Origin of the sequence: Rhizobium sp. ZW T2_16, from assembly GCF_044987325.1 — a bacterium.
GTDB lineage: Bacteria > Pseudomonadota > Alphaproteobacteria > Rhizobiales > Rhizobiaceae > Neorhizobium > Neorhizobium cellulosilyticum.
The window spans coordinates 883,715-898,828 of sequence record NZ_JBJDRG010000002.1 but is presented as its reverse complement, the minus strand read 5'-3'; the positions used below and the strand labels follow the sequence as shown (position 1 = coordinate 898,828).

The following is a 15,114-nucleotide window of genomic DNA, read 5'->3' as shown; positions in this document are numbered from 1 at the left end:
GATTAGTGGACCAGCGGCGTTTCGGCGCGGCAGGGGCTTTCCCTTGCCGGCCTACCGGTCTATAGGTGGCCGCTGAATTCGGATGGAACATAAGATCGGTATGAGCAAGACGATTTTCGTCCTCAACGGCCCAAACCTCAATATGCTTGGCAAAAGAGAGCCGGGCATCTACGGCGGGCAAACGCTGGATGACGTTAAGCAGCAATGCATTGCAGCGGGCAAAGAGCTTGGTTTCGATGTCGATTTTCGGCAGAGCAACCATGAGGGAACGCTGATCGACTGGGTTCACGAAGCCGGCGACAAGGCCGTCGGCGTCGCCATCAATGCCGGTGCCTATACGCACACATCGATCGCGCTTCACGACGCGATCAAGGCGGTGTCGGTACCGGTCATCGAGCTGCACATCTCGAATGTTCATGCACGGGAAGAGTTTCGCCATCACTCGATGATCGCGCCGGCTGCCAAGGGCGTCATCTGCGGCTTCGGCACGGCGAGCTACATTCTGGCGCTCCATGCCTTGAAATACACAATCGCCTGACAAGATAGAACAGAACAATAGGGTTTGCCATGTCTGAGAAGAAGAACGGGATCGACAAGGGACTGATCCGCGACCTCGCTGACATCCTCAACGATACCGATCTCACCGAGATCGAAGTCGAGCAGGACGATCTGCGCATCCGCGTTTCGCGCGCTTCGGCAATGCAGTACGTACAGGCGCCGATCGCGGCAGCCGCCCCGGTTGCAGCCGCAGCACCCGTTGCCGCCGCTCCGGTAGCAGCACCTGTCGCAGCTGCCGACAACAAGAACGCGGTTACCGCACCGATGGTCGGCACGGCTTACCTGTCGCCTGCTCCGGGCGCAAAGGCATTCATCGAAGTCGGCGCGACCGTCAAGGAAGGCCAGACGCTGCTCATCATCGAAGCGATGAAGACCATGAACCAGATCCCCGCGCCGCGCTCAGGCAAGGTCACTGAAATTCTGGTCAACGACGCGCAGCCCGTGGAATACGGTCAGCCGCTCGTCATCGTCGAGTAAGGCGCTTTTTATGATTTCCAAGATCCTCATAGCCAATCGCGGTGAGATCGCGCTGCGTGTCCTGAGAGCCGCCAAGGAACTCGGCATCGCAACCGTCGCCGTGCATTCCACGGCCGATGCGGACGCCATGCATGTCCGCCTCGCCGACGAGAGCGTGTGCATCGGCCCTCCGCCGTCGCGCGAGAGCTATCTCAACATCCACCAGATCGTTGCAGCCTGCGAGATCACCGGCGCTGACGCCGTGCATCCGGGCTACGGCTTCCTGTCGGAGAATGCCAAGTTCGCGGAAATCCTCGAAGCGCATGGCATCACCTTCATCGGCCCGACCGCCGAACATATCCGCCTGATGGGTGACAAGATCACCGCCAAGCAGACGGCCGTAGAACTCGGCATCCCGGTCGTTCCGGGCTCCGAAGGCGAAGTCACGCCTGAAAACGTCATGGACATCGCCAGGGAGATCGGCTTCCCGGTCCTGATCAAGGCGACCGCCGGTGGCGGCGGACGCGGCATGAAGGTCGCCAAGACCGAAGCCGACTTGCAGGAAGCGTTCGACACCGCCCGCACCGAAGCGCTCAATGCTTTCGGCAATGGCGCAGTCTACATGGAAAAGTACCTCGGCAAGCCGCGGCACATCGAAATCCAGGTGGTCGGTGACGGCGAAGGCAATGCGATCCATCTCGGTGAGCGCGACTGCTCGCTGCAGCGTCGTCACCAGAAGGTCTGGGAAGAAGCCAATTCCCCTGCCCTGACGGTCGAGCAGCGGATGAACATCGGCCAGATCTGCGCCGACGCAATGAAGAAGATGAAGTATCGCGGTGCCGGTACGATCGAATTCCTCTACGAAAACGGCGAGTTCTATTTCATTGAAATGAACACCCGCCTGCAGGTGGAACATCCGATAACCGAAGCGATCACCAATATCGATCTCGTTCACGAGCAGATCAGGGTCGCTTCCGGCGAGGGACTTTCCGTTTCCCAGGAAGAAATCCAGTTCCAGGGCCACGCGATTGAATGCCGTATCAATGCCGAGGATGCGCGCACCTTCGTGCCGTCACCCGGCACGATCACGCATTTCCATGTACCTGGCGGTCTCGGTGTTCGCGTCGATTCAGGCGCATATGCCGGCTACAAGATCCCGCCTTACTACGACAGCCTGATCGGCAAGCTGATCGTGCATGGCCGTACCCGTGAGGAATGCATGAGGCGGCTGCGCCGCGTGCTCGACGAGTTTGTCGTCGACGGTATCAAGACGACGCTGCCCCTCTTCCGGGATCTGGTCGACAACCCGGATATCCAGAAGGGTAACTACGACATTCACTGGCTGGAAAACTATCTGGCTGGCGGCGACCAACACTAGGTATATGATGTGCCCGGAGCAGAAAGTTCCGGGCACATTCTTTAGGGAGCGAAATGGCAGGGCGGCGCGGCAGATATTACCCGGCAATTACACCGGACGTTCTGTTGCGAGCGTATTCCATAGGCCTTTTCCCGATGGCGGAGTCCGCCGATGACCCGGAGATCTTCTGGGTCGAGCCCGAAATGCGTGGCATCATCCCGCTCTACGATTTCCACATCTCGAAAAGCCTCGCTAAAACCATCCGCAAGCAGCCATTCGAAATTCGGTTCGACACGGCCTTCGACGAGGTGATCGGCATGTGTGCGGAATCAGCCGCCGACCGCCCGAGCACCTGGATCAATGCGACCATCCGCCAACTCTATGGCGAGCTTCACCGCATGGGCCACGCACACAGCGTCGAAGCCTGGCAGGAGGGCGCTCTGGTCGGCGGGCTCTATGGCGTGTCTCTGGGGGCCGCCTTCTTCGGCGAAAGCATGTTTTCGAGGAAAACGGATGCCTCGAAGATCTGCCTCGTACATCTGGTCGAAAGGTTGAACCGGAACGGTTTCAGATTGCTCGACACGCAGTTTACCACCGACCACCTGAAGACATTCGGCGCGATCGATATCCCCAAGGACGAATATCTGGTTCTGTTGCGCGACGCCGTCGACCGGCCGCACCTGCCCTTCTGAGGGAAAGTTCTAATCGATCAATTGGTGGCTTTTGCCGGCGCAGGAATATCGGACTGCGGCTTGCAGCCAGTCAGCCAGACGTCATAGATCGGGTGCTCGACGGCGTTAAGGCCAGGGCTGTCGGCAAACATCCAGCCGGAGAAGATACGGCGGATCTTGCGGTCGAGGGTGATCTCGTCGACTTCGATAAAGCCGTCGATCTTCTGTGCCTCGGTGTCGTCGCGGGAATAGCAGACCTTTGGTGTCACCTGCAGCGCGCCGTATTGCACCGTCTCGTTGACATAGACGTCGAAGGTGGTGATGCGGCCGGTGATCTTGTCGATGCCGGCAAAGACGGCAACCGGATTGGAAATCCGGGCAGCAACGGCCTGTTCCGTGGCAAGCAGCGGTGCCACCGCGATCAGCGCACCGAGAATGAGTTTGCGTGGAAAAGGCATAGTCCGTGTCATTTTCATCCCGTCTCGCCCGCGTTAACGGTCGATGACTAGATTGCGATTATGGCCAAATGACCGTCAAGGTCTCAGCCGATCTCCAGCAGTCTCAGTTGCCGGGCGTCCAGGCATCGTAGTCGCCGGTGACGCGGGGGCGTTCGCCTGTGGAAGCCAGGGAGCCCTTGGGGTGATAGGCGAGCGGCGTGCCGGTCATGTTCGGCTTGTGCGGCTTCTGCCATTCGCGGGCGGCGTAGGTCTCCAGCGACGGCGGGACATCGGTGCGATAATGCATCCAGCCGTGCCAGCCGGGAGCGATGGCGGAAGCGTCCGCGTAGCCCTTGTAGATGACCCAGCGCTTGGGCTTGCCCCAGGAAGTCATCGGACCTTCGTAATAGACGTTGCCCATTTCGTCTTCGCCGACCTTCTTGCCGTGCCGCCAGGTGAAGAAACGCGTCCCCATCGTCTGACCGTTCCACCAGGTGAATATCTGCAGCAGAAGTTCTTTCATGGGGTATTCCGTCGCTTTGACAATCGTCGAATTGGACTTGTGGACGCCGAAAAATGGCTATCCTGCTTATGACGCCTGCCGCCGGTCCTGTCCAGCGATTCTAGGCTTCAAGACTACTTGAGCTTCATCTTGAAACCGGCATGGCTCCTGGCAAAGCCCTGCCGCTCGTAGAAACGATGGGCATCGGTGCGAACTGCATTGGAGGTCAATTGCGCCAGCTGGCAATCGTGGCGCCTTGCCTCTTGCACAGCATAATCGATCATCCGACCCCCAATACCGCGGCTGCGCATATCCGAGCGCGTCTGCACCGCCTCGATGATCATCGCCAGGGATCCTCGCGAGGTAAGCGTGCGGGTGTAGAGTAACTGAAACGTGCCGACGACCTCGCCATCCAACTCAGCCACGAACAGCTGCTCATTGGCGGAAGCATCGATCATGTGGAAAGCGCGAAGATAATCCTCATACGCTTCGGGATCGGTCGTGTCGCCGTGGCCGCCCTTTTGATCGTCAGCAAACATGGCAACGATCGCGCTCAGATCCTCCTCATGTGCGCGTCGGATGATCAAGTCGGTCATAGCTCTTTCCCCCTCGCCCGCATTCAATGCTGCTGCAGACGTTTTTCCATGATGATGGCGGGCAGGCCCGAATTCGGTGCGCCCCATTCTTCCATCCGGTCGACCTCGGAGAAACCAAGGCGCTCGTAAAAAGACATGGCGCGGACATTCGGAAGGGCAACCTCGACGCGCATGATTTCCGCGTCCGGGAAGCAGGTTTCCATCTCGGCAAACAGATCGCGGCCGATACCCTCGTTCTGGCAGGAAGGGCGAACGTAGAGTTGGTGCAGCATCACGGTCCTGGCCATCTTGGGATAGATGGCCGCATAAGCGATGCCGCCGAGCTTGCGGCCATCATCGGCCACGAGAAACTCGCCGTCACGCTTGCCGATGCGCGAGCGGATCGCGTTCGTCGAATGCCAACCGCTCACCATCTGCGAAACCTGATCCGCTCCATAGAACGGATCATAAGCATCATGAAACGTTTCGCCTAAAAGGACGCGGATCTTCTCCACGTCCTCGTCGCCGGCGGTGCGTACGAAGAACAAGACCTATTCCTCAATGCCGAGCTTGGCCTTGACCAGCGCCTGGACGGCTTGCGGGTTGGCCTTGCCACCGGTCGACTTCATCACCTGGCCGACGAACCAGCCGGCGAGCGTCGGCTTGGCCTTGACCTTCTCGACCTGATCCGGATTTGCGGCGATGATTTCGTCGACGGCTTTTTCGATGGCGCCGGTATCCGTGACCTGCTTCATGCCGCGGGATTCGACAATTTCGGCCGGATCGCCGCCTTCGTTCAAGACGATCTCGAAGAGGTCCTTGGCGATCTTGCCGGAAATGGTTTCGGCCTTGATGAGGTCGATGATGCCGCCGAGCTGGGCAGGCGAAACCGGAGTCTCTTCAATGTCTTTGCCGAGTTTGTTCAAGGCACCCAGCAAGTCGTTGATAACCCAGTTTGCGGCAGTCTTGCCGTCACGACCTTCGGCAACGGCTTCGAAATAATCTGCGATCGCCTTTTCCGAAACAAGAACCGAGGCGTCATAGATCGACAGGCCGAGTTCGGCAACGAAACGAGCCTTCTTATCGTCCGGCAGTTCGATCAGATCAGCGCGCAGGGCATCAATGAAGGCGTCGTCGAATTCGAGCGGCAGCAGGTCCGGATCGGGGAAATAACGGTAGTCATGCGCATCTTCCTTGGAACGCATCGAGCGGGTTTCGCCCTTGCCGGGATCGAAGAGACGGGTTTCCTGGTCGATGGAGCCGCCATCTTCCAGAATGCCGATCTGGCGGCGTGCCTCGTATTCGATCGCCTGGCCGATGAAGCGGATCGAGTTGACGTTCTTGATCTCGCAGCGCGTGCCGAATTCAGCACCCGGGCGGCGGACGGAGACGTTGACGTCGGCGCGCATCGAGCCTTCGTCCATGTTGCCGTCGCAGGTGCCGAGATAGCGCACGATCGAGCGCAGCTTGGTCATATAGGCCTTGGCTTCGTCCGAGGAGCGCATGTCAGGCTTCGAGACGATTTCCATCAGGGCGACGCCCGAACGGTTGAGGTCGACATAGGACATGGTCGGATGCTGGTCATGCATCGACTTGCCGGCATCCTGTTCCAGGTGCAGGCGCTCGATACCGATCTCGATATCCTCGAACTGACCCTGACGGTCTGGGCCGAGCGAGATGACGATCTTGCCTTCGCCGACGATCGGGTCCTTGAACTGCGAAATCTGGTAGCCCTGCGGCAGATCCGGATAGAAATAGTTTTTGCGATCGAAGATCGAGCGCTTGTTGATCTGCGCCTTCAGGCCAAGACCGGTGCGCACTGCCTGCTTGATGCATTCCTCGTTGATGACCGGCAGCATGCCCGGCATGGCGGCATCGACGAGCGACACATTACCATTGGCCGGCTTGCCGAATTCGGTCGAGGCGCCGGAGAAGAGTTTTGAATTGGAGAGGACCTGAGCGTGAACCTCCATGCCGATGATCACTTCCCAGTCGCCGGTGGCGCCGGGGATGAAGCGTTTGGGATCAGGGGTACGGACGTCGACAATGGTCATCTTGGGCTCGTCTCATGCGTGAATTCTTTGAATTCGTGAGGTAGAACAAATGCCGTGGTGGCGCAAGACTTGAGGGCCTTCGCCGCGCCGTTCATCCGCGGCATGCGGGCAGAAGGAAGAATTTCATGGGGATCAACCCGATCCTGCCTCTGGCGGCGCTGGCTGTTGCCTACAACGCGCTCGTATTCGGCGTCTATTGGTGGGACAAGCGCGCGGCGCGTAACGGCAACTGGCGCGTCAGGGAATCGACGTTGCTGCTGATGGCGTTTACCGCCGGCGGCCCGGGCGCGCTCGCGGCACAGCGACTGCTGCGCCACAAGACCCGCAAGCCGCCTTTCAACTTCGCCTTGCCCTTGTTCTTCGTCCTGCAAATGGCATGGCTTGTCGTGGCGGTAACAGCACCGGAGGCAGCAATCGCGCTACTGGAAAAGCTTGGCCTCGGCTAGAATTCCTGACCGTACATCGCCGTCGGCGGCACTTCGACAAGCATCTTGGACAGCCCGACGGACTGGACGTCGCGATCGATCTTAGGAGAATAGGCAACTGACAGCCAATGGATGGCATAACCGTGCTTTTCGAAAAAGCCGATAGCCTCATTGTTCTGCGCATGTGTCTCGATACGCGCTTTCTTGAACCCCTGGCGGAGGATTTCGGCCTCGACTTCCTCAAGCAGCGCCCTGCCCAGACCTTGTCCCTGATATTGGGGATCGATCCAGAAATCGGAGATCAGTTCGTCCAGATGCTCGCGCGCAGCCCATCCGGCAACAGTTGAGAACTCCTCCACCACCGTGATTGTGAGCCAGGAGGAACGGGTGAAATTGGCGAAGGCTTCGCGTGCGCTCACTCGCATATCAGCCATCTCGCCGATCGCTTCCATCGCCTTCTCCCAAGCGCGAAAACCGATTTCGGCCAGGACATCGACATCCTCTTCCCGTGCGTTGCGTGTCGTGGCCATTCTTTCCCCTGTCACCTGCCTTTTTCCCCGGGCGAGAGAACATGATGCGCGAAATCCGGCCAGCGAGATGGTCCCGCACCGCCGTTTCATCGACAAAACTACTTTCAATTGCAGCACCTTGCTTGGCAATTGACAAAACGCACGACAACACAACTTTAAAAGCATTGTGTCCAAGAATTATGCGGCCTACCTCCTTCATCGTAGGGCCGCGGCCTTACGCCGCACCGATTAAGGGCTCTCGACCCTCTCAAATTCAATTTTTCGACCGCAATTCCTGAACCCAATAAAGGAGCACATCGAAATGATGTCTCGTATCGGAGGGGTTATTACCGCTCTGCTTGGCCTGGCTATTCTCTGGTATGGAGCAAAGCTGGCGCTGGCGGGTGGTTCCCCATTTTATGTTATCATGGCCCTCGGCCTCATCGTCTCGGGCGCATTGCTGATTGCGCGGCGCCAGGCCGGTCTCTGGATCTATGCGCTGACGCTGGCAGTCACCTTCATCTGGACGCTTTACGAAGTCGGCTTCGACAAGTGGCAGTGGATCCCCCGCGGCGCGCTGGTCATTTTCCTCGGCCTGCTGCTGAGCCTCTCCTTCGTCACCAGCAGCCTGAGTGACCGCCCGCAGAAGCCCTGGGTACCGAGCCTCAAGAATGGCGTCTTTGCCCTGCGCGCCGTCGTCGCCGTGATTGCCGTTCTCGGCGTCGTCGCCTGGTTCTACGATCCGCTCTCGATTACCGGGAAGCTTGAAAAGACGGCTTCTGCAGACGCTGCGATCGATCCGAGCGGTATTGCATATCCCGCAGACGACTGGACGGCCTATGGCGGCACCAATCTCGGCCAGCGCTATTCGGCTCTGAAGGACGTCAATATTGACAACGTCAAAGGCCTGAAGGTCGCCTGGGAACATCACACCGGCGACCTGCGCAAGGAAGATCAGGACTCCAAGGAATACACGTTCGAAGCTACGCCGATCAAAGTGAATGGCGCGCTCTATTTCTGCACGCCGCATAACATCATCCAGTCGCTCGAGCCGGAAAGTGGCAAGGTCCTCTGGTCCTTCGACCCGATGATGAAGCGCGATCCGTTCTATCAGCACCAGACATGCCGCGGCGTATCCTGGAATGATTCGACGGCCTATGCCGCTCCCGCCAGCAGCACGCCGGAACAGCAGGCGGCGACCACAGCCGCCGTTGCCGAATGCCCGCGCCGTATTCTTGCCTCGACGGTCGATGCCCGTCTGTTTGCGCTCAACGCCGATAACGGCGAGCTGTGCAAGACCTTCGGCACCGACGGTTATGTCGACCTGATGGAAGGCATGGTAGATACCAATCGTGCCACCTACCAGCAGACATCCGCTCCGCTTGTGACCAAGGATCTGATCATCCTCGGCAGCGCGATCGCCGACAACTACTACGAAAACAATCCGTCGGGCGTTATCCGCGCCTTCGACGTTCGTACCGGCAAGGTCGTCTGGAAATTCGACGCCAGCAAGCCGAACGACACGGCTCCGCTTGCTCCCGGCGAGCATTATGAGCCGAATTCGGTCGTTGCCTGGACGCAGTTTGCCGCGGACGAAACTCTCGGTCTCGCCTATATCCCGTTCGGTAACGCCTCGCCTGACCAGGTCGGCATTTCGCGCACGCCCGAGCAGGAGGCATTCGTCGATGCGCTCGCCGCCCTCGACCTGAAGACCGGCCAGCTGAAGTGGAAATTCCAGACTTCGCATCACGATCTGTGGGACCGCGACAACCCTTCCCAGCCGGTTCTCCTGAACCTGCCGAAGGACGGCGTCGACACGCCGGCGATCATCATCCCGACGAAGATCGGCAACCTGTGGGTTCTGGACCGTACCAACGGCAAGCCGATTCTGCCGATCAGCGACGTTCCGGTAAGCACCAATACCGATATTGCCGGCGAGAAGCTTTCGCCGACGCAACCGATGTCCTCGCTCAACTTCACGCCGGCGCCGCTGCGCGAAGCCGACATGTGGGGGGCAACGCCGTTCGACCAGATGGCATGCCGCACGACCTACAACCAGTATCGTTACGACGGCAATCCATGGACGCCACCGACAACGACTGGCTCGCTCGTATGGCCGGGGAATATCGGTGTGTTCAACTGGGGTTCTGTTGCGATCGATCCGGTCAACAAGTGGCTGATCGGTACACCGCAATATCTCGCCTATCTCTACAAGCTCTATCCGCGTCAGGCAGGCGACCTTAACAAGCGCGTGTTCGGCGGGGACAATTCGGGCGGCGAATCCAAGCCGGGCAACGAAAACCTCGGCGGCCCCTATGCCGTATCGATCCAGCACTTCCGTTCGGCGCTCAACGCTCCATGCAATGCCCCGGCCTGGGGTGTGCGCGTCGGCGTCGACCTGAAGACCGGCAAGACCGCCTGGAAATACCGCAACGGCACGGTGGCCGGACAGCAGTTCGCCGGAGTGAAGTTCCCGATCCCGTTCGAAATGGGCATGCTCGCCCATGGTGGAACGCTGACGACCGCCGGCGGCGTTGCCTTTACGGCCGCAGCCCTCGACGACTCGATCCGTGGTTACGACATGCAGACAGGCGAAGTGCTGTGGAAGATGGCGCTTCCGGCCGGTGGCCAGGCAACGCCGATGACCTATCGCGGCAAAGACGGCAAGCAGTATATCGTGGTTGCAGCGGGTGGCCACGGCTCGCTCGGCACCACGCCCGGCGATTCGGTCATCGCCTACACGCTCGACTGAGCGGATAACGCCCATTCGAAACAGGAAACGCGTCGGGCAACCGGCGCGTTTTTTTTGCGTCTGACTTCAAGAACCGCGACGGTTGCGAAACTTGACCGCCGCCCGCAAGGCGTTTAACCCGAAAAAGCATTGATGGAGTTTTGATGTTCTCGTCCCAAGAGACCCGTTGAGGGGCCGGTAGCCGTCAGGCGACTGGCCCAGACAAAAACGTAAGCCCCGACACCCAATCCGGGTATCGGAACCGTTTTTGTGCGCTCCAATGCGAGCGCCTCTCCGGACATCGAAACAATGGATATTTCCCGCGCCGAACAGCGCATTCTCCACCTGCTCGCTCAGGGCGGCAGGATCGAAATCACCCGAGACGACGATCGCAAGATCGAAAAACTGCAACTCTTCACCCGTGAAGGCTGGATCTTCTCGGGCCTCGACCTCATCACATTTCGCAAGCTGAAGCAGAAGAAGGCGATCAGATCGCAAGGCGGCAGACCCTACCGGATTACCGAACGGGGATTGGTGCTGGTGAGAGCCGAATTGAATAACCGATAGAGAATGGCAGCCGGTCTTTCGCCGAAAGGCCGGCTTCCTATCAGCCCTGAAAGACGGCTTTCATCGCGGCCCATTCATTGGCGAACGACCCTGTTGCCACAGGCTTTCCTGCCCGCCGGTACCAGTAACCGGCATTCCAGTCGTCGCCTTCGATACGATGGCTAAGCGCGTGTCCCCAGTCGAATGCCTGTTCGCCTTCATGCTGCTGGCAGAGATTGTGCACTTTGTCCCAGTCCGGCCCGATCTTGAAATTGGCGGCGGCAAGACGGTTGAAAGCTGCGATCAGAGACGCCAGTTCAGCGCTCATCCTAATCTCCTCGGCTTTGGTCAGGTCAATGACTGTTGCAGATGAACCTTTTCCAGGTCGATGCCCATGCTCTTGGAATATTCGGTGCCGCGCCAGACGATGACAAAGCCACAACGCTGATAAAGCCTGATCGCACCGGCATTGCGGCCATGGGTATGGATGGTGGCCGTCCTATGCCCTTCCGCCTTGATGCGAGCGATTGCATCCAAAACCAGCGCATTGCCGATGCCCCTGCCCTGATGGTCGGGCAGAATCCAGAGATCGGAGATATAATTCGGCGCGCCATCGCGCGCGCACCAGCCAACGACCTTGCCGTCCAGTTCGGCAATCCAGACGTCGCCCTTGGTTTCCCCGGCAAAAATCTCGTAGGCCCTGCGGGTCCGCTCCAGGACGTCGGCTGAGAGCTCGACATCCTTGAAGGCATCGCTGGATTGCCAGGCCGCAAAACCGACTTCGCCGACCACAATGTGATCGGCGATAGTCATTTCTCGAATTTCAAGCCCGCTTACCACCACTTGGCCGGCGTGAACTTGCCGGCGGCCTGTTCTATGACATAGGCGGTGCGGAATAGCGTTTCTTCCTCGAACGGCTTGCCGATAAGCTGCAGGCCGAGCGGCAGGCCCTTCTTGTCGAGGCCGGCCGGGACGGCGATGCCCGGAAGGCCTGCCATGTTGACCGTCACCGTGAAGATGTCGTTCAGGTACATGGCGACCGGATCGGCTGCGAGGTTTTCGTCGGCGATACCGAAGGCGGACGACGGGGTGGCCGGCGTCAGGATCGCATCTACACCTGCGTGGAAGACGGTCTCGAAGTCCCGCTTGATCAGCGTGCGGACCTTCTGCGCCTGCAGGTAATAGGCATCGTAATAACCGGCCGACAGAACATAGGTGCCGATCATGATACGACGCTTGACCTCGGTGCCGAAGCCGGCCGCGCGGGTCTTTTCGTACATGTCGGCAATGTCCTTGCCGTCGATGCGCAGGCCGTAACGAACACCGTCATAACGGGCAAGGTTGGACGAGGCTTCGGCAGGCGCGACGATGTAATAGGCCGGCAGGGCGTATTTCGTATGCGGCAGGGTGATATCGACGATCTCGGCACCGGCATCCTTGAGGAAGGCGATACCCTGCTGCCAGAGCGCCTCGATCTCTTCCGGCATGTTGTCGACGCGATATTCCTTCGGAATGCCGATCTTCATGCCCTTGACTGACTGGCCGAGCGCTGCTTCGTAATCCGGGATCGGAAGATCGACGGAAGTCGTGTCCTTCTTGTCGACGGAGGCCATCGACTTCAGCATGATCGCGGCATCGCGCACATCGCGTGCAATCGGGCCAGCCTGGTCGAGCGAGGAGGCAAAAGCAACCGTGCCCCAGCGCGAGCAGCGGCCATAGGTCGGCTTGATGCCGACGGTTCCGGTGAAGGCGGCGGGCTGGCGGATCGAGCCGCCTGTGTCGGTTGCGGTGGCGCCGGCGCACAGATGGGCAGCAACGGCTGCAGCCGAACCGCCGGACGAGCCGCCCGGAACGAGCTGCTGGTTGGAGCCTTCCGCCTTCCATGGGTTAATGACCGGTCCGTAGAAGGAGGTCTCGTTCGACGAGCCCATGGCGAATTCGTCCATGTTCAGCTTGCCGAGCATGACGGCGCCATCGTCCCAGAGGTTCTGGGTAACTGTCGATTCGTATTTCGGCTTGAAGCCGTCAAGAATGTGGGAGCAGGCCTGGGTGTGGATGCCTTCGGTGGCGAACAGGTCCTTGATGCCGAGCGGAATGCCTTCCAGCGCGCCAACCTTGCCGCTCGCGCGGCGTTCGTCGGAAGCCTTGGCCATTTCCATCGCCTTTTCCGGCGTGGTGGTGATGTAGGCATTGAAGGTGCTGTTGAATGCGTCGATCGCGTCGACATAGGCCTTGGTCAGTTCGACCGAGGTGATTTCCTTCGAGGCGAGCTTTTCGCGGGCTTCGGCAATGGTGAGGCTGGTGAGTTCGGTCATGGGCTCTTCAAAATGTTCGAATGCGTGGAGAGGGTCGGAAGCGCTTTGAAAAGCGGCTTATTCAACGACCTTCGGCACCAGGAAGAAATTGCGGTCGGTCACGGGCGCATTGGCAACGATGTCGTCAGCCTTGTCGCCATCGGTCACGGCATCAACGCGCTTGCGCATGTCCATCGGGGTGACAGACGTCATCGGCTCGACGCCGGTCACATCGACCTCGCCCAATTGCTCGACGAAATTGATGATGCCATTCAGCTCGCCGACCATGCGATTGGCGTCGTCTTCAGTGACGGCAATGCGGGCAAGGCGCGCAACGCGCTTTACGGTGGCGAGATCGACGGACATGGCTCAACTCCGGGCAATAAAAATCTACTTCGCTATAATGGCCATGTGTTGTGATCGCAACAACAAGCGCAACCGGAATAGCAACAATGCGCAACGATTTGGCCGCAGTCGGCGCGCCGCAGTGGCGACGCGCCAAACTTGCTCAAGGAATTAATAGCTCAGCGCAGTGCCCGGCGCTGGCGTTTCAACGCGGGTGCGGCTGCCTTCCATGCCCTTGACGAACTTTTCCGGCGTCTGGTCGATGATCGGGAAAGTGCCGTAGTGGCAGGGAATGGCGTGCTTGAAATCAAAGAAGCGCTGGCAGGCCAAAGCCGCCACCGCGCCGCCCATGGTGAAACGGTCGCCGATAGGCACGATGCCGAGATCCGGCTGGTGCAGTTCATTGATCAGGCCCATATCAGTGAAGATGTCGGTATCGCCCATGTGGAGAACCGAAAGCTCATCGTCGAAATGCAGCATCAAGCCGTTGGCGGAGCCGAGTGAATGGGCAACGCCCATTTCATCGACCTGGCCGGAGGAATGCAGTGCCTGGGTGAAAGTGGCGGTGAAGCCGTCGAATGCGACCGTGCCGCCGGTATTGCCCATCTCGATCTTTTCGACGCCTTTGGTGCCGAGCCAGGAACCGAGATCGGCGTTGGCTAAAACGACCGCGCCCTTTTCCTTGGCAATCGCAACCGTGTCGCCGACATGGTCCGCGTGGCCGTGCGTCAGCAGGATATGGGTCACACCTTCAGACACATCCTTGATGTCGAGACCGGCATCGGCAAAAGGCTGGTTATAGCTGAGAAATGGGTCGATCAGGATTTTGGCCTTGGCTGTCTCGATACGGAAAGCGGCATGGCCGAGCCAGGTGATCTTCATGGGTAATCGTCCTCCAATACAGGGGAATCAGGGGGAACAAACCAAATCGAAATTTGATAAAAAGGAAAGGTCGGAACGGACGTTCCGGCGCGACGAAAGGAGGTGAGACGATTGAAATCCGGGTTACGGTGATCGTCAGTTTGTTCGGTTGGCGCCTGACAATGACGATAAGCCGTTAACAGCACGGGGGTCGAGCGAAAGCCCGGCTCCCACCGGAATGAAGGTCGTCTCACCTCCTGCCCCAAAGATAGCATGTCACTCGCCGATTTCAAACTTCGCGATGGTTGATTCGAGCGGGAATGGTGATCATGAGCGCCACCGATACCTGATCGTGCTATAGCCATGTCCTGACGACAACGGTTGCCAGCCAGTAGACCGTGGGCTAAGCGACCTCCAGCCGCTCCCAGCTCCTGCGAGCAATACTGGCAGCGGACGACATTTCATCACCAAAGGAAACGACATGGCGGGCAATGACGACGAATACATCTATGACGAAGCAAGCGGCGAATGGCTGCCTGCATCTGAAGCGGCCGCAAAAGCAGCTGCGGCTTCAGCGGTTCATGACAGCGCCGGCAATGTGCTTGCCGATGGCGACGCCGTCACGCTGATCAAGGACCTCAAGGTCAAGGGCGCAGGTCAGACGCTGAAGCAGGGCACGGTGATCCGCTCCATCCGCCTGACGGATAACCCGGAAGAAATCGATTGCCGGCACGATACGATCAAGGGTCTGGTGCTGCGCACAGAGTTCGTGCGTAAAAAAAGCTGAGTGCAG

At 59.1% G+C, this 15,114-nt stretch carries 19 protein-coding genes; 8 read left to right on the top strand and 11 right to left on the bottom strand.

All coding sequences use genetic code 11. The annotated features are described in order from the left end of the window. The first annotated feature begins 100 nt into the window (after nucleotides 1–100). From aroQ to aat, 4 genes are read left to right on the top strand one after another with little or no spacing between them, the layout of a single operon-like run. Nucleotides 101–538, top strand: a complete 438-nt coding sequence (gene aroQ, locus ACI3K0_RS09885; RefSeq protein ID WP_183826842.1) for a type II 3-dehydroquinate dehydratase — start codon at nucleotides 101–103, stop codon at nucleotides 536–538. Between the two features lie 29 nt (nucleotides 539–567). Then, nucleotides 568–1,035 (top strand): acetyl-CoA carboxylase biotin carboxyl carrier protein, encoded by a 468-nt coding sequence (gene accB / locus ACI3K0_RS09880; RefSeq protein ID WP_183826845.1) that lies wholly within the window; start codon nucleotides 568–570, stop codon nucleotides 1,033–1,035. A 10-nt stretch (nucleotides 1,036–1,045) separates the two neighbouring features. Beyond that, a complete protein-coding gene (accC, locus tag ACI3K0_RS09875; protein ID WP_148148019.1) occupies nucleotides 1,046–2,392 on the top strand; it encodes an acetyl-CoA carboxylase biotin carboxylase subunit in 1,347 nt (448 codons plus the stop codon). A 53-nt stretch (nucleotides 2,393–2,445) separates the two neighbouring features. Then, the gene (gene aat / locus ACI3K0_RS09870; RefSeq protein ID WP_148148018.1) at nucleotides 2,446–3,063 is read left to right on the top strand and encodes a leucyl/phenylalanyl-tRNA--protein transferase; all 618 of its coding nucleotides are present in this window, start codon (nucleotides 2,446–2,448) and stop codon (nucleotides 3,061–3,063) included. Nucleotides 3,064–3,080: 17 nt separating this feature from the next. Here the strand turns inward: aat and ACI3K0_RS09865 are convergent, their stop codons facing one another. From ACI3K0_RS09865 to gatB, 5 genes are all read right to left on the bottom strand, one after another. Next, a complete protein-coding gene (locus ACI3K0_RS09865; protein ID WP_394353679.1) occupies nucleotides 3,081–3,500 on the bottom strand; it encodes a DUF2155 domain-containing protein in 420 nt (139 codons plus the stop codon). A 103-nt stretch (nucleotides 3,501–3,603) separates the two neighbouring features. Beyond that, nucleotides 3,604–4,002 (bottom strand): NADH:ubiquinone oxidoreductase subunit NDUFA12, encoded by a 399-nt coding sequence (locus ACI3K0_RS09860; protein WP_148148016.1) that lies wholly within the window; start codon nucleotides 4,000–4,002, stop codon nucleotides 3,604–3,606. Nucleotides 4,003–4,115: 113 nt separating this feature from the next. Continuing rightward, a complete protein-coding gene (locus ACI3K0_RS09855) occupies nucleotides 4,116–4,577 on the bottom strand; it encodes a GNAT family N-acetyltransferase (protein ID WP_148148015.1) in 462 nt (153 codons plus the stop codon). 23 nt (nucleotides 4,578–4,600) lie between these two features. After that, nucleotides 4,601–5,104 carry a GNAT family N-acetyltransferase gene (locus ACI3K0_RS09850; protein ID WP_148148014.1) on the bottom strand — a complete coding sequence of 168 codons (504 nt, stop codon included), beginning with the start codon at nucleotides 5,102–5,104 and terminating at the stop codon, nucleotides 4,601–4,603. Nucleotides 5,105–5,107: 3 nt separating this feature from the next. Then, nucleotides 5,108–6,610: an Asp-tRNA(Asn)/Glu-tRNA(Gln) amidotransferase subunit GatB gene (gatB, locus tag ACI3K0_RS09845; RefSeq protein WP_183826848.1), complete on the bottom strand. Its 1,503-nt coding sequence runs from the start codon at nucleotides 6,608–6,610 to the stop codon at nucleotides 5,108–5,110. Between the two features lie 125 nt (nucleotides 6,611–6,735). Between gatB and ACI3K0_RS09840 the strand changes: the two genes are divergently transcribed. After that, nucleotides 6,736–7,056 carry a DUF1294 domain-containing protein gene (locus ACI3K0_RS09840; RefSeq protein WP_404945286.1) on the top strand — a complete coding sequence of 107 codons (321 nt, stop codon included), beginning with the start codon at nucleotides 6,736–6,738 and terminating at the stop codon, nucleotides 7,054–7,056. Here ACI3K0_RS09840 and ACI3K0_RS09835 read toward each other — a convergent pair. Further along, entirely contained in the window at nucleotides 7,053–7,565 is a 513-nt protein-coding gene (locus tag ACI3K0_RS09835; protein WP_183826855.1) for a GNAT family N-acetyltransferase, read from the bottom strand. The genes ACI3K0_RS09840 and ACI3K0_RS09835 overlap by 4 nt on opposite strands. Nucleotides 7,566–7,866: 301 nt before the next feature. Here ACI3K0_RS09835 and ACI3K0_RS09830 point away from each other — a divergent pair, with 301 nt between their 5' ends. Then, nucleotides 7,867–10,296 carry a membrane-bound PQQ-dependent dehydrogenase, glucose/quinate/shikimate family gene (locus tag ACI3K0_RS09830; protein ID WP_183826858.1) on the top strand — a complete coding sequence of 810 codons (2,430 nt, stop codon included), beginning with the start codon at nucleotides 7,867–7,869 and terminating at the stop codon, nucleotides 10,294–10,296. 288 nt (nucleotides 10,297–10,584) lie between these two features. Beyond that, a complete protein-coding gene (locus ACI3K0_RS09825) occupies nucleotides 10,585–10,842 on the top strand; it encodes a YjhX family toxin (RefSeq protein WP_183826861.1) in 258 nt (85 codons plus the stop codon). A gap of 40 nt (nucleotides 10,843–10,882) precedes the next feature. Here ACI3K0_RS09825 and ACI3K0_RS09820 read toward each other — a convergent pair whose 3' ends face one another. The 5 genes from ACI3K0_RS09820 to ACI3K0_RS09800 all read right to left on the bottom strand — a co-directional run bounded on the left by ACI3K0_RS09820 (nucleotide 10,883) and on the right by ACI3K0_RS09800 (nucleotide 14,342). Further along, on the bottom strand, nucleotides 10,883–11,149 hold the full coding sequence (locus tag ACI3K0_RS09820) for a hypothetical protein (RefSeq protein WP_183826864.1): 267 nt from the start codon (nucleotides 11,147–11,149) through the stop codon (nucleotides 10,883–10,885). A 20-nt stretch (nucleotides 11,150–11,169) separates the two neighbouring features. Then, nucleotides 11,170–11,634, bottom strand: a complete 465-nt coding sequence (locus ACI3K0_RS09815) for an N-acetyltransferase (protein WP_183826867.1) — start codon at nucleotides 11,632–11,634, stop codon at nucleotides 11,170–11,172. Nucleotides 11,635–11,654: 20 nt separating this feature from the next. After that, the gene (gene gatA / locus ACI3K0_RS09810) at nucleotides 11,655–13,136 is read right to left on the bottom strand and encodes an Asp-tRNA(Asn)/Glu-tRNA(Gln) amidotransferase subunit GatA (RefSeq protein WP_183826870.1); all 1,482 of its coding nucleotides are present in this window, start codon (nucleotides 13,134–13,136) and stop codon (nucleotides 11,655–11,657) included. A 57-nt stretch (nucleotides 13,137–13,193) separates the two neighbouring features. Continuing rightward, nucleotides 13,194–13,481, bottom strand: coding sequence for an Asp-tRNA(Asn)/Glu-tRNA(Gln) amidotransferase subunit GatC (gene gatC, locus ACI3K0_RS09805; RefSeq protein WP_148148007.1), 288 nt, complete (start codon nucleotides 13,479–13,481; stop codon nucleotides 13,194–13,196). Nucleotides 13,482–13,631: 150 nt separating this feature from the next. Further along, on the bottom strand, nucleotides 13,632–14,342 hold the full coding sequence (locus tag ACI3K0_RS09800) for a metal-dependent hydrolase (protein WP_183826873.1): 711 nt from the start codon (nucleotides 14,340–14,342) through the stop codon (nucleotides 13,632–13,634). Nucleotides 14,343–14,802: 460 nt separating this feature from the next. Here ACI3K0_RS09800 and ACI3K0_RS09795 point away from each other — a divergent pair, with 460 nt between their 5' ends. After that, complete coding sequence (locus ACI3K0_RS09795; RefSeq protein ID WP_148148005.1) at nucleotides 14,803–15,108, top strand: alkylphosphonate utilization protein; 306 nt, start codon at nucleotides 14,803–14,805, stop codon at nucleotides 15,106–15,108. Nucleotides 15,109–15,114: the final 6 nt, after the last annotated feature.

Bases quoted from the DNA above. Each gene is read 5' to 3' on its own strand.
- aroQ (WP_183826842.1), top strand. From the start codon at position 101: ATGAGCAAGACGATTTTCGTCCTCAACGGCCCAAACCTCAATATGCTT.
- accB (WP_183826845.1), top strand. From the start codon at position 568: ATGTCTGAGAAGAAGAACGGGATCGACAAGGGACTGATCCGCGACCTC.
- accC (WP_148148019.1), top strand. From the start codon at position 1,046: ATGATTTCCAAGATCCTCATAGCCAATCGCGGTGAGATCGCGCTGCGT.
- aat (WP_148148018.1), top strand. From the start codon at position 2,446: ATGGCAGGGCGGCGCGGCAGATATTACCCGGCAATTACACCGGACGTT.
- ACI3K0_RS09865 (WP_394353679.1), bottom strand. From the start codon at position 3,500: ATGCCTTTTCCACGCAAACTCATTCTCGGTGCGCTGATCGCGGTGGCA.
- ACI3K0_RS09860 (WP_148148016.1), bottom strand. From the start codon at position 4,002: ATGAAAGAACTTCTGCTGCAGATATTCACCTGGTGGAACGGTCAGACG.
- ACI3K0_RS09855 (WP_148148015.1), bottom strand. From the start codon at position 4,577: ATGACCGACTTGATCATCCGACGCGCACATGAGGAGGATCTGAGCGCG.
- gatB (WP_183826848.1), bottom strand. From the start codon at position 6,610: ATGACCATTGTCGACGTCCGTACCCCTGATCCCAAACGCTTCATCCCC.
- ACI3K0_RS09840 (WP_404945286.1), top strand. From the start codon at position 6,736: ATGGGGATCAACCCGATCCTGCCTCTGGCGGCGCTGGCTGTTGCCTAC.
- ACI3K0_RS09835 (WP_183826855.1), bottom strand. From the start codon at position 7,565: ATGGCCACGACACGCAACGCACGGGAAGAGGATGTCGATGTCCTGGCC.
- ACI3K0_RS09830 (WP_183826858.1), top strand. From the start codon at position 7,867: ATGATGTCTCGTATCGGAGGGGTTATTACCGCTCTGCTTGGCCTGGCT.
- ACI3K0_RS09825 (WP_183826861.1), top strand. From the start codon at position 10,585: ATGGATATTTCCCGCGCCGAACAGCGCATTCTCCACCTGCTCGCTCAG.
- ACI3K0_RS09820 (WP_183826864.1), bottom strand. From the start codon at position 11,149: ATGAGCGCTGAACTGGCGTCTCTGATCGCAGCTTTCAACCGTCTTGCC.
- ACI3K0_RS09815 (WP_183826867.1), bottom strand. From the start codon at position 11,634: ATGACTATCGCCGATCACATTGTGGTCGGCGAAGTCGGTTTTGCGGCC.
- gatA (WP_183826870.1), bottom strand. From the start codon at position 13,136: ATGACCGAACTCACCAGCCTCACCATTGCCGAAGCCCGCGAAAAGCTC.
- gatC (WP_148148007.1), bottom strand. From the start codon at position 13,481: ATGTCCGTCGATCTCGCCACCGTAAAGCGCGTTGCGCGCCTTGCCCGC.
- ACI3K0_RS09800 (WP_183826873.1), bottom strand. From the start codon at position 14,342: ATGAAGATCACCTGGCTCGGCCATGCCGCTTTCCGTATCGAGACAGCC.
- ACI3K0_RS09795 (WP_148148005.1), top strand. From the start codon at position 14,803: ATGGCGGGCAATGACGACGAATACATCTATGACGAAGCAAGCGGCGAA.